The sequence below is a fragment of the Pseudoalteromonas sp. genome (assembly GCF_041613455.1).
Classification (GTDB): domain Bacteria; phylum Pseudomonadota; class Gammaproteobacteria; order Enterobacterales; family Alteromonadaceae; genus Pseudoalteromonas.
This window is the reverse complement of the sequence record NZ_JBFJHD010000057.1, coordinates 1-16,137: the sequence shown is the minus strand read 5'-3', so window position 1 is coordinate 16,137 and position 16,137 is coordinate 1. Positions and strand designations below refer to the sequence as shown.

Here is a 16,137-nt window from a genome sequence, read left to right as displayed (position 1 = left end):
TGTGGAGAGATGGCTGAGTGGCTGAAGGCGCACGCCTGGAAAGTGTGTTTAGGTTAATCCCTAACGAGGGTTCGAATCCCTCTCTCTCCACCATTATTCTATATTAGGACGCCTCATGGCGTCCTTTTTTGTGCCTGTAATAAAGTCAGCTTATTTAATATGACATGACTCGGAGCAACGGCAAATTATAACGGACTGAGGTTACCGCTCATTTAGTGCGTAATGTATCATTGCTAAACGAGATTGTGGATTATGCTTTTTCCGGCACCACGTTTGACACTACAGCCGTTTTTTTACGGGCGTGTTTTATATTGTACATACGCTCGTCTGCTAACGTTAAACATTCACTGTAATTGCTGCATTCAGCACTGTTTGCTAAGCCATAACTGACCCCAGAAAGTGGCCACGCTTGTATAATTTGTTGATGAATATGGTCGAGTGAGCGGCTAACACTTTGCGTTAAATTTTTTAGCTCTGTTGCTGTTGTGGCAGTAAATAAGCAAATAAATTCATCCCCCCCAGTTCGGTACACTTCACCTTGCTTACCTACAGCCTGCTTTAGTAATTGTGTTACCTCAATCAGCAGTGCGTCGCCATGAGAGTGACCTAACTGATCATTGATACTTTTTATGCCATCGCAATCTATAAAGGCAATTAAATAAAACTCACCAAGTTTATCGAGGTTTTCTTGTAACTGTAACCGATTACCCGCTTTTGTTAGTGGGTCAATGCGCGATTGCTGTAGCGCCTGAATGTAATCATGTTGTTTTAACTTTAACCACTCCGATAGGGAAAGCAAAATACAAATACAATCTATGGCTAAGGCCGTGAGCACCCATAATTCGGGTGAGCTAATAACCAGTATATTAAGATGAGATAATATAAAAACGATTAACGACACACTATAAACAAGATTACCTATTAAAAAATACTTGGCTCTAAAGTCTTTTAAGCCAAACATGGTAAAACCTAACTGCAAACTTAATAGCACCCAAATTGCGGCTAACAGATGGGCTAAATAAAATACCCAGTGAAATGGTAACAATAAATTTATAAAGCCGCAGATAATTGCAAACATGGCAAAGTACTTTAAACATAAACCGAGCCGTGTAGTGGGGTATCGCTGAAAATTAAATAAATAATAAGCAAATGCGCTAGCTGAAGCGATGGCAAACGAAAAAATATACATGCCCAAATAGTGCGAATTAAGGTGTTTAAATTGAAAAAATGCGCCAAACAACCCCGCAGCACATGCCCAGCCAACACCATGTAAACCAATATAACCCGCACAGTATAACGCTACACTGTAATGTGTTTTAAAATATAAGATTAACGCCATGCAGGCTAAGGTAAGCATCACAGTAATGGCAATAATGCTGAGCGTATTGATTAAGAACTGCTGATGAATAAATGTATTTTCAGGATCAATCGTCACGTTAACCGGTTTAGCGTAATGCTTAGCATGCAGATAAAGCCATAAGGTACCATTGGCAGGCTCTGTAAACGTTAATTTAAATGCTTGAGAATGCATAATAATGGCTGTTTGCGCTAAATGATTTTGTGAAAAATCAGCCACTTTCTTTATGCCAGAGGCATCTTGCCAAAAAGCGAATCCGCTATCGAGGTAATTAACACTGAGCGAGACAATCCAACTGCCAGCATCTTTAGCCGCTAACGGTATTTTGGCAATGGCTGCGCCACGCTCTGCAGCTAATGTAGTAAGTGGGGTATCATGAAATGAATAGCTCTGTATAAGTTGTTTTTCAATTGAGTTAGGCGCTAACGTAACATGACGCCAACCAGGCGCTTGGATCTGGGTGTGCTGATCAAGTGATAACGGCTGCGCTTGTACCTTTAAAAATATGATTTGAATAAGCAAACAACTGTACAAACAAATAAAACGCAGCATGAAAAACCTAAAAATTGAAAAGCCAACAAATTATAGTGTATTTTCTTAAGTGGATGGGCATTTAAATGCCATTAAAAGTAATTTTTTTGTAAAATTTAAAAACTAAGATTAAGCGCAAATTTTTTCACGCTATTGTTCTTTACGGAGCGTATTAAGTACCCTCACTAAATATTTCTTTTCAAGTGGCTTTGATAGGTAACCGTCAAACAATTGTTGATAGATGAGTTTTTGCTCGGTCAATACATTCGCGGTGAGGGCAATAATGCGTTGCTCACTATTTTTCTTTTTAATGCGTTTACATGCTTGTAAACCGTCCATTTTAGGCATTTGAATGTCCATTAAAATGATATCGGGGTGTGATGATTCATATAAACTTATCGCTTCAAAGCCGTTATTGGCCATGAGTATTTTTGCCTTACAGGGGGCTAGCATAGCGCTGACCACTAACTGATTAACAGGGTTATCTTCAGCCACTAAAATGGTTTTATCGCTTAGGTCAGGGTAGCTTAACTGTTTTTCATCATAATTTTTGCTCGCAATACTGGCTTTTGGAAGTGGTAAGTACACGGTGAATTGACTCCCCACATCAAGTTCACTGTGTACCTCGACTTCTCCATTCATTAGGTTTATTAACGACAAAGTAATCGGTAACCCGAGTCCTGTGCCGCCAAATTCGCGGGTGGTCGACATTTCGGCTTGTTCGAAGCGCTGAAATAACCGTGTAATCTCTTGTTTGGGAATGCCAATTCCAGTGTCTGACACCACAAAACAAATTCTATTGTCGGCGGTTACACTCACCTCAACTGTGACGCCACCTTGGCGGGTGAACTTGATCGCGTTAGAAATTAAGTTGAGAAAAATTTGTCTGATCCGCACGGCATCGCCATGCCAATATTTATGCTCAACATGCGAAACAAAGCGTAGGTAGATACCTTTTTCTTTTGCCGGAATGGCCAGATCTGATTCTAGGTGATGAATCACTTCATCGAGCTCAAATGGGCTGCTTTCAAGCAGTAATTTTCCGGCTTCAATTTTAGAAAAATCAAGAATGTCATTAATAATGGTAATTAATGCTTTGGTAGAATACAGCGCCTTGTCTAAATAGTTTTTACTTATAGTGTTGAGTGGTTGTTCTTGTAACAGTTGTAAAGTACCAAAAATGCCGTTCATGGGGGTGCGGATCTCATGACTCATATTAGCCAAAAAGTCTGATTTAGCCTCTGAGGCTTGCTCAGCCAATTCTTTAGCATGCGCCAATGCTTGCTCATGGGCAATTTGCTCGGTTAAAGCGTACGAGGTGCCTAAAAATCCGACTACTTCGCCCGCGTCGTTTAATAATGATGTGACACTTAAATTAACTTGGGTATGGTTATTATTACAATCTACGTAAGTCCACTGGTTTATGTCGGGCTCAGTGGCCGTCGCCTTTACAACAAACACTTCAAAGCCGGGCGCTATAGGCGTGTTTAGCTCTGCAGAAAGCTGTTTAGCTCTGGCGACGACTTCGCTTTCTAAGTGAAAAATGGCTGGAGTTTCAACCCCAATTACATCGCGAGCTTGGTAGCCTAATAATTTTTCAGCTGCGGGATTAAACGCAGTAATTAAGCCGTTTTTATCAGTGGCAATAATTGTTTGGCTGGCACTGTTTAAAATACTGCGTTGTAATGTGCTTATGTTGGCAATTTGCTGGGTGCGTAATGCCACTTCGCTTTCTAATGTTGCATTGGTTTGTTGCAGCGCTAATTCATGCTGTTTTTTACGGTAAAAAAATAACTGTAACGCGAGCACTAATAACATCACCAAAATTATCACAACTATATGGGTGACTAACGCCTGAACATTACTTGGAAAACTAAGGCTATTAATAAAGCTGTTGGAACCTGTCAGGGTTATTTTCCAGCTACGGCCCATAACCTCGGTGGTGGTGGTGACTACAAACGGCGAGCTATCACTTTTATTGCCGTAATTAAAAAATGTGAGTGCTGCATCTGCATTCAAATCTGTAATGGTTAAATAATTATCGTCAAATTGAGACAGCGATTTTAAAATGCTATCAATTAACAGGGGCGAATAGGTCCAGCCGACCAACTGTTGTAAGCGCTCAGATTGTGTGGCTGGCACGGTAATACTGTTATAAACAGGTAGTAAAATTAAAAAGCCTTGTTGCGTTTTTTTATCGGCTTGCACTAACGTGATAGGCCCCGTTAGTTGTACTTGGTTATATAACGCGGCGTTTAGGGCAGCTTGTCGGCGCATTGACTCAGAGCCAATATCAAGGCCAATCGCTGAGGTGTTGTTTGCCTCTGGAAAAATATATTGAATAATAAATCGTGCTTCGTTGTGGGGAGATAGTACACGCAGGTTAAACGTGTTGTCGGGGCGGTCGGCACGGGCCGTGTTAATAAAGTCGCTGACATCGTGCGTTGCTACACGCTTAATATAGCCAATGCCGTTTGCGCCGGGAAATTCCAACGCGTAATTTCGACTGTTCGAGTAGTTAGCAATAACTTGGTAATTTAAATTATTAATACCCACGCCATGCAATAGCCCTCGTAACGAGCTTAAGCCGTATTTATAGAGCTCTAATCTATCGCTGATCCCTGTAGATAAAAATGACAGGCGCTTATTTAATGCGTGGCTGATTTTTTCATTGAGTTGCTGTTGGTATTGCTGATGCTGCGCATAGGTAAAAAATACGCCAACAATAAGCAGCATGAGCTGAATAGCAAGTTGCCAATGAAGACCTTTTTTTCTGTGGTGCTTGGCAATCATGCAACTGTCCTTTTGTAAATTAAATGCACTGTTTAATGCTGAATATTTAATATAACACTTATTTCATAATAGTTTAGCATTTAGTAAGCAGAGACTTTAACAGGCCAGAAGAACACGTAAGGTTGAGTTGTTGCAGGCTTCACTCAGCATAGTTAAGTATGACTGAGTGAAGTAAATAGTAGGTTTACTGGTAGTCGTTCATAATGGCATGGTAATTTACGCGAAAGTTTTCCACCGTAAGCGGGTTACCCTGTATATCTAGCATTAACGCATTAAAAATGCTGCGGTACTGCTGATTTTCAGCTTCGTTTGTTTGCCAAGTATTAAGGTTTACAGCCAGTTTTAGCTGCGTCATTAAACGCAGTAGTTGCGAGCGTTGATTAGCGTCTTCTAAATACTGGTAGGCTAAGCCGTAATGCTCATAAGCTACGGCTGGATCGCCATATTCATCATGAAAGTTAATTACTCTCGTGGGATCATATTCAGCATACTGCGATTTATTGGCTACCTGCATATTGCTTAATAGCACAGCTTGCCCTTCGCTAAACCAACGCGGCAAATGAAAGCCGGAGGTATTGGTGGTGATTGCATGTTGAATGGTATGAATAAGTTCATGGGCCACTAGTTTATCGACGTTATGAGGCTGATACAGTGAAGGAGCCCCAATATTAATCCCCGCAATATGGCCTTCCCCCCAGCCCGTTGGTGTGGTGTTTTCGTGTAAGCAAACGTATATTTTTGGTGCGAGGGTGAGCTGGTTTTGCGCGGTGAAGCCATTGTATTTATCGGCAATCAGTGCATCAGTGAGCTGGTGTAAACTTGCGCTATTTGCTTGTGTAAATGCCCACGCTTGTTTGTCATTTTCATTATTAATATTATCAGGGTAAACAAAGTTGCCGTAACTATCGCCCGGTTGATGCAAGTTAGTGAGTGCATGTTGTAATGCCAGCCTGGCAAACAGTCTTACGTTACTGCGTGCGGTAAAATAGTCATTATGCGACAGCTGCATTGCAGCTAAAGAATGACTCAAATTCGCTTCTACCCACGAAGCGGCTTGCGCAAAGTCAGCTTTCGGTAGGTTAGGGTTGCCAAACACCAGTGTATTGTCGCTTTCATAATAGTAATCGCGATACGCGCTTTGGCAATGTTGAGAGTTCACCCCCATAAAATAATCAGCCTGCTGATCATTATTAATCACCGGCGAATAATAAATGCCAGTGTCGGCACTGTGGTGAAAAGAGCCACTGATTTGCGGTGTATTAGTACTGCCATTACCACTTGATTGCTCTGACGACTCGCCCCCTGAACAGCCCGCTAAAAATAGGCTTATAGTACATATGGTTAATAGTTTGTTTTTCATGCTACGCACTCATTTTGAATTTTCGGCATTATACTTACAAAAAATTTAAAAACAGCTCACTATAAGACTAAATAACTATGCGGATAAGATAATTTAACGGTTTAAACGGGCTTAAGTACTTTTATTTAACCCTTTAGTTGTGTTTTATGTGTTTGTGCACGAGGGGGTAATGCGCGGTAGTGCTCATTATTAGGTTATTTAACTCTGTCAACCTCCAAGGTCGCGACTATTCGCGCTAGTCTTTGCGAGCTTAGTGTTGCAATAATAATTTATTTTGGTACTTTGTAATTAGGGATTTTCAGCTAAGGATAAGCATGAGCCTACAGCTCAGTTACGATACGGTGCAACGCTTTTATTTTATAGAGCTCATTGTTTATTGGGAAGGGCGACTTACCACCAATCACTTACAACAGCATTTTAATATTAGCCGCTCTAGTGCGTCTAAATATATTCAAGATTACCTACACCATTATCCGCACACGTTAGTCTATAACGCCTCAAAAAAAGGCTATGAGCAAACCGCACAGTTTACACCTACTCAGGGTTTAAGTGATTTAAGTAGCTATTTAAATATTACAGCGCAAAGCATGCAACGCCATATTTTGAATCACTTTACCAGCATGGTATCGCCTTTAGTGCCTGTGAAGCCTGATAAAATAATGGGCGTATTACAGGCGCTAAAACATCAACAACGCATTGATGTAGGTTATGCATCGTTATCAAGCCCAGAGTTTGAGTCGCGTATTATTAGTCCGCACACCCTCGTTTTTGATGGCAGTCGATGGCATGTACGCGCCTATTGTGAAAAAAATCGTGATTTTCGTGATTTTGTCCTAACGCGTTTTAATGGTGAATACGAGATTGAAGGCGATGCAGCATTTGCCCAACATCACGACACATTATGGCAAACCCTGCTCAATGTAAGTATAGAGCCCGACCCACGTTTACCTGCCAATAAAGCCCATATTATAGCCCTCGATCATCAAATGACTTTGCAGCCCAATGGGCACTATAAACGTACCTTACAAGTGCGTGCCGCTTTATTACTTTATTTATTAAAACAACTACGTGTAGATAGTTACCAAACCAATCCAGCCGCGCAGCAAATAATACTTAGCCCAGATTGCCTAGCCGCGTTACAGCCTTATATGCCGTAATATTAAAGAACAAATTAACGCTTTAGGTGGGTGAAAAAACCTGCTTAAAAATACGACAGGTGATAAATACACAGTGTTGCTCAAAAACCTAGCAAGCAGTAGGGTAAACAAAAATAAATAACAAGGAAGGAAAACATGGACGACTTTAGCCCCAGCGATTTAAAAGCCATATTGCACTCTAAACGTGCCAATATGTTTTACCTAGAGTATTGCCGCGTAATGCAAAAAGATGGCCGTGTTTTATACCTAAGCGAAGCAAAAAATGAGAATCAATACTTCAATATTCCAATAGCTAATACGACCGTTTTGCTCCTTGGAAATGGTACTTCAATAACTCAAGCTGCAATGCGAATGCTGGCACAAGCAGGCGTATTGGTTGGTTTTTGTGGTGGCGGGGGCACGCCATTGCATATGGCCTGCGAAGTCGAATGGTTAACCCCACAAAGTGAATATAGACCCACGGAATACTTACATGGTTGGCTGCAATTTTGGTTTGATGATGAAAAACGCTTATTAGCGGCAAAAACAATTCAGCAGGCACGCATTAACTACCTACAAAGAGTGTGGAGTAAAGATCGCGACTTAACAAGTGAAGGGTTTGACTTCCACAGTGAACAAATTCAACATGCGTTAACAACTTTTCAAGCGCGTACAGCTGCAGCCACTAAACAAGCCGAACTATTACTTACCGAAGCACAATTAACTAAAGTGCTTTATAAATACGCCGCAAATAATACTGGTGCAAACACATTTAAACGCCAGCACCAAAGCACCGATAAAGCTAATGACTTTCTCAATCACGGCAATTACTTAGCATATGGTCTGGCAGCCAGTTGTTTGTGGGTACTGGGTATTCCGCATGGCTTTGCCGTTATGCACGGTAAAACACGCCGCGGCGCTTTAGTGTTCGATATAGCCGACTTAATAAAGGATGCACAGGTATTGCCGTGGGCGTTCATATGCGCCAAAGAAAACGCCACCGAACAAGAATTTCGCCAACAAGTATTACAAGCATTTACCGATCATAAGTCACTCGACTTTATGTTTGATACCGTTAAACAAATCGCTTTACAAAGCCATTCTGACGAAGAGATAGAGGCACAAAACCTATGATGGTCACGTTCGTCTCTCAATGCGAAAAAAATGCCCTGAAAAAAACACGTCGTGTACTCGATGCCTTTGCCAATCGCATTGGCGACAACACGTGGCAGACCCTGATCACTGAAGATGGTTTGCTTACCGTTAAAAAAATGCTGCGCAAAACAGCAAGCCGCAGCACCGCGGTAAGTTGTCACTGGATCAGAAGCCGCTCACGAAGTCAGTTATTGTGGATTGTAGGAAATAGATTGAAATTTAATGAACAAGGCATAGTGCCTGTTAATCGTACCTCACTTAACTTAGATCATAAGGAATGGGAACAAGGCTGGTATTTAAATGAAATAGTCGTTTTGGCATCAAGCATGGCGGGGTTATTTCATGACTTTGGTAAAGCAAATGATTTATTCCAACAAAAGTTAAAGGGCTTAACGGAGTCAAAAGGTGAACCTTACCGCCATGAGTGGGTATCGCTGCGTTTATTTGAAGCATTCACAAAAGGGAAAACAGATAACGATTGGCTAGGTCAATTAGCGAGTATTTTTGAAAACTGCCACGGTGTTGAAGTAGAAAAACAAGTGCTCAGTAACCTGTTTATTGATGGAGAGGGCAATCAACGCGCATTTGACGACCTTGCTCCTTTTGCAAAGTTAGTTGGCTGGTTGATCGTATCGCATCATCGTCTACCTATGGCTAATGGTGATGCTGTCCAAATTAAAGACATTGATAAGTGGTTGTCTCGTTGCTTTGATTGTCACTGGAATTCAGCTAATGCTATCGACCTTGATAAATATAGTGCTAAAACAATTTCACAAAACTGGCTTTTTACCCAAGGAACACCTTTTGTCAGTAAGCCTTGGCAGCATAAAGCGAGCCGCTTAGCAAAACGGGCTTTAAATACGCCTTTATTGTTTACCGGTGAAATACAATGGTTTGAACAGCGCTTTGTCAGTCATATGGCAAGATTGTCGCTAATGCTTGCCGATCACTACTATTCTTCTTTACCAATTGAAAAGTCAAAAACAGTTTGGCGAGATGTTCAGTATAAAGCGATCGCCAATACAGATAGACAAAACGCACAGCAATCAAGTCATAAGGCCAAGCAACAACTTGATGAACATAATATTGGTGTAGCCGTTAATGCTCAGCGCTTTGCTCAAAACTTACCAGCACTAAAATATACGCTGCCTGCAATTGCACAACATAAGCTATTTAGTAAACCTGCTGAACTTGATAAGTATCGCTGGCAGGATAAGGCGTTTTCTCATGCAAAGGCCATTTCAAAAGCAACTGAGAAGCGAGGTTTTTTTGGTGTAAATATGGCATCAACAGGCTGTGGTAAAACCATTGCTAATGCACGTGTCATGTATGGTTTGTCAGATGAAAAAGAGGGTTGTCGTTTTTCAGTTGCATTGGGTTTACGCACATTAACCTTGCAAACAGGGGATGCTTATCGTGACTTATTAAAGCTCGGTGATGATGAGTTAGCAGTATTAGTTGGTTCTCAAGCGGTTAAAACATTACATCAACTTAATAAAGAGCCTGAAAAAATCAGCTCTGGTAGTGAATCAGCAGACGAGTTATTTGATCAGCTATTTGTAAGTTATGAAGGTCAAATATACGATGGCCGTTTAAAGCACTGGCTTAGCGCTAGCCCTAAGTTAGAACAGCTTATTAGTGCGCCTGTATTAGTGAGCACCATCGATCACCTCATGCCAGCAACAGAAAGCAAACGTGGCGGTAAACAAATAGCGCCAATGTTACGCTTACTCACTTCAGATTTAGTGTTGGATGAACCCGACGACTTTGGTTTAGAAGACTTACCTGCATTATGCCGTTTAGTGAATTGGGCTGGCATGTTGGGTTCACGAGTTCTGCTTTCTTCTGCAACACTGCCACCTTCTTTAATCAAAGCGTTGTTTGCTGCATACCAATCAGGGCGACAGCACTTTAATCAAGCGCAATTCCCAAAAGATAAAGAACAACCTATATGGTGCGGCTGGTTTGATGAATTTAAAAGCCAAACAATGGAAATAGAAAGTAAAGAAAACTTTATCGCAACCCATAAAGCATTTGTTGATAAGCGTGTGAAAAAACTCACCAGTGAGCAAGATATATTGCGTAAAGGTGAAATTATTAATATTGAGCCTGTAGCTTTAGAGAGCGCAAGCAATCAACCTGTTGCTAATGAATTCTTAACTACTGCTCACACTATCTATGAACACCTACACCAACTTCACAACAGCCATCATGTAATACACTCGTCAGGTAAAAAAATCTCATTGGGCGTAGTACGTATGGCCAATATTAACCCGATGGTCGAAGTCGCTAAATGCTTACTGAGTATGTCACCTAAAAGTGATCACCATATTCATTTTTGTATTTATCACTCACAGTTTCCTTTGGCAATGCGCTCCTTTAAAGAAAGCGGCTTAGATAAGGCGCTTAGCCGTCACGATGAACAGCAGTTATGGCAACAACCAGAAATACAACGCGCTATAAAAAGTAGTGCAGTGAAAAACCATATTTTTGTGGTGATTGGTACATCAGTGGTTGAAGTAGGGCGTGATCATGATTATGACTGGGCGATAGCCGAGCCTAGCTCAATGCGCTCCATTATTCAGTTAGCGGGGCGAGTACAGAGGCATCGCCAACAGGTACCAAACACTAGTAATGTGCGGGTATTAAATAAAAATCTCAGAGCTTTGAAAAATGAGACGCCTGCTTATTGTAAGCCAGGCTTTGAAAGTACTTCATTGCCACTAGTAAATCATGACCTGAATGAACTAATTACTAACGAACTAACGCATATTTCAGCGATATCTCGAATAATAGAACCTAAATTCACCTTGGCTGATTTTGAAGTGGTTGAAAAATATGGTGCTGCAAAAACAACGGGGCAATTTATGGTACAAGAGCATCGTGCGCTGCGTTTTCATTTAGAGGTAATGGACGGGAGAAAATTTAAAAAAGAATTTTATCGCTATTATAAAGAAGCCGATATCTGGTGGAGCGCCAGCACCGCGGCACATGCTGATTGGAATGCGGAATTTATTCGTCAAACAGAGTTCCGAAAATCTCAGATGCAAGAAGCGTTTGTTTTACGCATCAATGAAGATGAACAGCTCACATGGAGCCAGTTAGATACTACGCAAAAGCCCTATCGCTACACACTAAAAAACAGTCGTTTTAATAACGAAGACATTACATTAGCAGAGGGCTGTTATTGGTGGTTTGACGAGACTGCAACTGATGTTTATCAGCACTTTGCTGTAGCACTCAACTGCAACTTACAAAAAGCCAGCGAGCAATTAGGCGAAATAAATTTAAGAGCAGAGAAAGAAGAACAATTGATCACATGGTCATGGCACCCGCAATTAGGTGTTTATGAGCAATCAAAAAATAAGGAAAACCAATGGAATTGACCTTAAGTGAGGCGATTGCAGATTATATCGAGCAGCGCAAACAAACTAAATTAGAGCCTTTGCAAAAAGCTCGCGATAAGGTGCTAGAAAAAAGTGACGATGCTACCGAAATCAGCATGGCTAAGTCGCAATATCATGAAGCAGCAGCACCGATTGAAGCGGCATTTAAACCTACTGAATGGCTAACGGATGCAGCTAAGCGAGCCAAACAAATTAGTTTAGCGACACATGCAGCCAAGTTTACCCACAGTGACGCAAAAGGGAGCAGTATTTTAGTGACTGCCATAGAACAACAAAATTTAGGGTATATCACAACTGCTAGTTTGGAGTCTAAAGCAATTGATGCCGTGGGTAATGCAGCAGCACTTGATGTAGCAAAGCTTTTAAAAATAACCATTCACGGCGAAAGCTTAATTGATCAGCTGCAAAATAAGCATGTCGATGCGTTAAAGGCGTTCACTGATGATAAAGCGTTACTTAACCAGTGGCAATTGGGCTTTGAAAAAGCATTAGGTGATGAAAAGCGCTCAGGCCACACGCTGACAAAACAGCTTTATTACCCCGTGAATTTAGAGGGAAATGACGCTGAAAAATATCATTTATTATGCCCGTTATTTTCATCGTCACTTGCTCATGAACTACATAAACAGGTTACTAAAACGCGTTTTGGTGAGTCAAAAAATATTCGTGATGCACGAAAAAAAGGGCATTTCCATCAAGTATTAGACGAAAACTTTCCGGCGACTGCGGTACAAAACTTTGGGGGCTCTAAACCTCAAAATATCTCACAGCTAAATAGCGAGCGTTATGGTCAAAGTTTTCTACTTAATTGCGCACCACCAACTTACCAAGCGCAGAGTAAACCACCGTTAACCAGCGCATCAATTTTCAATCGTGAATTTGGTTTTAAAACATCAATGCTTATACGTGAATTTAAAGCCTTTTTAACAGGGCTTACCGAGCAAGATAGAAACTTCAAAACGCGTTATAAACGTGATTATGGCTTTGTTCAGCCTTTACTCGACAGCTTATTTAATCATGCAGTGCAAATTCAAAGCCTAATTGAACACGCGGGGTGGGCAAATAATACTGAAAGCAAAATGAAACATGAACATGCACTTTGGCTAGATGTAAATAACCCTAGCGCTACCTTTCAGACAGCACGAGAGAAGGGCGATTGGTTGGAAGTTGTCGCTAACGACTTTTCACTTTGGTTGCTACGTAAACTTGAAAATAAACAGCATTATTTGTTGGGCGATGTTGAGCAACAATATTTCAAAAAGTTGTGTTTACATGAATTAAAAGCGTTTGAACGCCACACACCAAAGTTGGGAGAACAATAATATGCAGCAATATATTCTGCTTAAAAAACTTAACGTGCAAAATGCTAACGCGATTGCAGGCTTAACTTATGGTTTTCCTGCCATTACTAATTTTTTAGGTTTTGCTCATGCGTTGTCGCGAAAATTACCAGAAAACCTTCAGGTGACGTTGGGCGGTGTGGCAGTGATCAGTCACAAAAATAATGTCCATGTACGACAGCCTAAAGGGTGGGGTGATTATGTATTCGCCCTAACACGCAACCCACTAACACAACACGGCAATACTGCCCCGATTAACGAAGAAGGGCGCATGAATATGCAAATCTCATTATTAATTGAAGTAGAAGGCTTAGTTGCAGGCGATCAAGCAACACAGCAGCTATTACAAGAAAAAATACGCACCTCAATTCCTACCATGCGCCTAGCTGGTGGGCAGATAACTGGTTTTGAATCATGTGAAGTATTAAATGATGAACTAGCACAGCAAAAAGCATTGCGCCGTTTAATGCCGGGCTTTGTATTACTCGATAGAAGTGACTATCTCGAAGCGCATTTTTCAGCACTCCAAGCAAAGCAACAAAATACAAGTATGTTTGATGCGTGGTGCGACCTTGCCAAATTAAAATACCAAGCCACGGCAGTTGAAAATCAAGCTGGTGAAATTGAACAAATAGACCCCCCCCAAGAGAACGCTGCAAGTGAAGAAAGCGAAGAAAGCACAAAAATAAAAGCCAATTGGGAGTATGTTGCAAAACCCAATGCAGGTTATTTAGTGCCCATAGCGGCAGGTTATTACGCTATTTCAGAATTGTATGCAGCCGGTGAGGTCGAAAACGTGCGAGACAAAACTGTACCTGTTGCATTTGCCGAAACGGCTTATAGCGTTGGCGAATGGCAAAGCGTTCATCGGTTAAAAGAAATTAATAATGGTGTTTGGTGTTATACCCATCAAACCCCTTGGTATGTAGCCAAAACAGCAAAAACGACAACAACTATTTTAGAACCAGATACAGAATCACAAGCAAGTGACACCGTATTTGACCCTGACTTTTTATAAAAAATGGAGATTTAACCATGGCAGACGTAAAACTAAAAACCCCTTCAGTATTAGCTTTTGAAGCAAAATTAATCCCATCTGATGCCCTGATGTTCGCAGGGAATGTTGATGAAAACATGTGGCAGCCTATTTTAGTGGGCGAAAAAGCAGTACGTGGTACTATTTCAAACCGTCTAAAGGCTGCTGTAGCAAATGATCCTGCTAAGCTGGATGCCGAAGTATCAAAAGCGAACCTACAAACGGTTGATGTTGCGGCATTACCTCACAGTGCAGATACCTTAAAGTTAGTCTTTACCCTACGCGTGTTAAGCAACTTACACGTTCCTTCGACCTGCAATGATCCTGCATATCAAAGTGCATTAGCTGAGAAAGTAAAGCAATACCAAATTTCAACAGAATTTAAAGAGTTAGCGAAACGTTATGCACATAACATTGCCAATGGGCGTTTTTTATGGCGCAACCGTGTAGGCGCAGAAACAGTTAAAGTGGTTGTTACTGCGGGCAATAAAGAAAATAGAAAGCAATTTACCTTTAATAGTTATGAATTTAGCCTTCGTGATTTTGAAGAAAATCAACAAGTAGATGAATTAGCAAAAATTATTCAGCTAGGGCTGACCGAAGAGCATGCCTTGATTAAAGTTGAAGCTTATAGTCAGTTAGGGCAAGGACAAGCCGTTTACCCGTCACAAGAATTAGTAATGGGTGGTGGTAAGGGCGATAAGAGTAAGTTTCTATATCAATTAGATGGCCAAGCAGCAATGCATTCACAAAAAATAGGAAATGCCTTACGCACCATAGATACATGGCACTGTGAAGCAGAAGAAATTGGCCCTATAGCAGTAGAACCTTATGGTTCAGTGACTAACAGAGGTGCTGCATACCGACAGCCAAAACAGAGTATGGATTTTTACAAGCTACTTGATGGATGGATGTTAAAAAACAAAGAACCAGAGCTTGAACAACAACATTATATTATGGCTATGTTAATACGCGGTGGTGTATTTGGCGAATAAGGAATAATCATGAACTACTACCTCGACATCACGTTATTGCCAGATGATGAAGCCAATCTAGGTTTTATCTGGCAAAAAGTTTACCAGCAAGTACATATCGCATTGGTCGAAAATAAAGTAGCTGAAAACGAATCGGCAATTGCAATAGCATTTCCTAACTACGCTGATAAAGCTTATCCATTAGGCAATAAATTGCGCTTGTTGGTAAAAGAAGAGCAGCGATTAAAACAATTAAACATTCAACATTGGTTAAAGCGTTTTGAAGATTATGTGCATATCTCATCTATCAAAGCGGTGCCTGAATCAGTAGATAAGTATGCTAGTTTTAGGCGCAAGCAATTTACAACCAATAGAGAACGACTAGCAAGACGCAGGGCTAAACGACATGATGAGTCGTATGAGCAAGCGTTACAACATTATGAGGGTTTTGATGACGAACAATCTACATTGCCATTTATTAATGTTAGAAGTTTAACGAAAGATAAACAATTTAAACTTTTTATTGAGCATAAAATTGCCAGCAATATGAAAGAGGGGGAATTTAATTGTTACGGATTAGGTAAGGAAATAGCCACCGTACCTTGTTTTTAACCCTTTATATTTGCTCTTTAAAAATTAGTCAATTAAACAATGAGTTACAATAAACGATAAATATAAGGTAAAAAGTCATAATTTACCTTAATCGCTTGTTGTAACTTATTTTTATGCTGATATTCTATTGTTCACTGCCGCACAGGCAGCTTAGAAAGCTGGCAATGGCAAATGTAGCAGTCATAGATAGTTCACTGCCGCACAGGCAGCTTAGAAATTTACGCCCTGACAAGTAGTTGCCTTGCTCGTGTTCACTGCCGCACAGGCAGCTTAGAAATGACACCAGTAAAGAATTATCCATACTAAAAAGTTCACTGCCGCACAGGCAGCTTAGAAAAATAAAAAGCCATACGCTAAAACAGGGATGGCGTTCACTGCCGCACAGGCAGCTTAGAAATGAGTGTACCGACCTCGCTGTAAGTGGCGCAGGTTCACT

At 40.9% G+C, this 16,137-nt stretch carries 10 protein-coding genes, 1 tRNA gene and 1 CRISPR repeat array; of the genes, 8 read left to right on the top strand and 3 right to left on the bottom strand.

The window, feature by feature from the left end:
* Positions 1-3: 3 nt before the first annotated feature.
* Positions 4-93: transfer RNA gene (locus ABYB02_RS07705), tRNA-Ser, on the top strand.
* Positions 94-250: 157 nt separating this feature from the next.
* Here the strand turns inward: ABYB02_RS07705 and ABYB02_RS07700 are convergent.
* From ABYB02_RS07700 to ABYB02_RS07690, 3 genes are all read right to left on the bottom strand, one after another.
* Positions 251-1,909 carry a diguanylate cyclase domain-containing protein gene (locus ABYB02_RS07700; RefSeq protein WP_372761888.1) on the bottom strand — a complete coding sequence of 553 codons (1,659 nt, stop codon included), beginning with the start codon at positions 1,907-1,909 and terminating at the stop codon, positions 251-253.
* Between the two features lie 129 nt (positions 1,910-2,038).
* The gene (locus ABYB02_RS07695) at positions 2,039-4,681 is read right to left on the bottom strand and encodes a CHASE domain-containing protein (protein WP_372761887.1); all 2,643 of its coding nucleotides are present in this window, start codon (positions 4,679-4,681) and stop codon (positions 2,039-2,041) included.
* A 184-nt stretch (positions 4,682-4,865) separates the two neighbouring features.
* A complete protein-coding gene (locus ABYB02_RS07690) occupies positions 4,866-6,041 on the bottom strand; it encodes a hypothetical protein (protein WP_372761886.1) in 1,176 nt (391 codons plus the stop codon).
* 314 nt (positions 6,042-6,355) lie between these two features.
* Between ABYB02_RS07690 and ABYB02_RS07685 the strand changes: the two genes are divergently transcribed.
* From ABYB02_RS07685 to cas6f, 7 genes are all read left to right on the top strand, one after another.
* Positions 6,356-7,198, top strand: coding sequence for a WYL domain-containing protein (locus ABYB02_RS07685; RefSeq protein ID WP_372761885.1), 843 nt, complete (start codon positions 6,356-6,358; stop codon positions 7,196-7,198).
* A gap of 135 nt (positions 7,199-7,333) precedes the next feature.
* Positions 7,334-8,311, top strand: coding sequence for a type I-F CRISPR-associated endonuclease Cas1f (cas1f, locus tag ABYB02_RS07680; RefSeq protein WP_372761884.1), 978 nt, complete (start codon positions 7,334-7,336; stop codon positions 8,309-8,311).
* Positions 8,308-11,718, top strand: a complete 3,411-nt coding sequence (gene cas3f, locus ABYB02_RS07675; RefSeq protein ID WP_372761883.1) for a type I-F CRISPR-associated helicase Cas3f — start codon at positions 8,308-8,310, stop codon at positions 11,716-11,718. Before cas1f ends, cas3f begins: the two co-directional genes overlap by 4 nt.
* Positions 11,709-13,061 (top strand): type I-F CRISPR-associated protein Csy1, encoded by a 1,353-nt coding sequence (gene csy1, locus ABYB02_RS07670; protein WP_372761882.1) that lies wholly within the window; start codon positions 11,709-11,711, stop codon positions 13,059-13,061. Before cas3f ends, csy1 begins: the two co-directional genes overlap by 10 nt.
* Position 13,062: 1 nt before the next feature.
* Positions 13,063-14,097, top strand: a complete 1,035-nt coding sequence (gene csy2, locus ABYB02_RS07665; RefSeq protein ID WP_372761881.1) for a type I-F CRISPR-associated protein Csy2 — start codon at positions 13,063-13,065, stop codon at positions 14,095-14,097.
* Between the two features lie 17 nt (positions 14,098-14,114).
* Positions 14,115-15,110, top strand: a complete 996-nt coding sequence (gene csy3 / locus ABYB02_RS07660; RefSeq protein WP_372761880.1) for a type I-F CRISPR-associated protein Csy3 — start codon at positions 14,115-14,117, stop codon at positions 15,108-15,110.
* A 9-nt stretch (positions 15,111-15,119) separates the two neighbouring features.
* On the top strand, positions 15,120-15,701 hold the full coding sequence (gene cas6f / locus ABYB02_RS07655) for a type I-F CRISPR-associated endoribonuclease Cas6/Csy4 (RefSeq protein ID WP_372761879.1): 582 nt from the start codon (positions 15,120-15,122) through the stop codon (positions 15,699-15,701).
* Positions 15,702-15,830: 129 nt separating this feature from the next.
* A CRISPR array of direct repeats spans positions 15,831-16,098; the repeat unit is 28 nt; unit sequence GTTCACTGCCGCACAGGCAGCTTAGAAA.
* Positions 16,099-16,137: the final 39 nt, after the last annotated feature.

Coding starts and splice junctions, on each gene's coding strand:
- ABYB02_RS07700 (WP_372761888.1), bottom strand. CDS start 1,909: ATGCTGCGTTTTATTTGTTTGTACAGTTGTTTGCTTATTCAAATCATA.
- ABYB02_RS07695 (WP_372761887.1), bottom strand. CDS start 4,681: ATGATTGCCAAGCACCACAGAAAAAAAGGTCTTCATTGGCAACTTGCT.
- ABYB02_RS07690 (WP_372761886.1), bottom strand. CDS start 6,041: ATGAAAAACAAACTATTAACCATATGTACTATAAGCCTATTTTTAGCG.
- ABYB02_RS07685 (WP_372761885.1), top strand. CDS start 6,356: ATGAGCCTACAGCTCAGTTACGATACGGTGCAACGCTTTTATTTTATA.
- cas1f (WP_372761884.1), top strand. CDS start 7,334: ATGGACGACTTTAGCCCCAGCGATTTAAAAGCCATATTGCACTCTAAA.
- cas3f (WP_372761883.1), top strand. CDS start 8,308: ATGATGGTCACGTTCGTCTCTCAATGCGAAAAAAATGCCCTGAAAAAA.
- csy1 (WP_372761882.1), top strand. CDS start 11,709: ATGGAATTGACCTTAAGTGAGGCGATTGCAGATTATATCGAGCAGCGC.
- csy2 (WP_372761881.1), top strand. CDS start 13,063: ATGCAGCAATATATTCTGCTTAAAAAACTTAACGTGCAAAATGCTAAC.
- csy3 (WP_372761880.1), top strand. CDS start 14,115: ATGGCAGACGTAAAACTAAAAACCCCTTCAGTATTAGCTTTTGAAGCA.
- cas6f (WP_372761879.1), top strand. CDS start 15,120: ATGAACTACTACCTCGACATCACGTTATTGCCAGATGATGAAGCCAAT.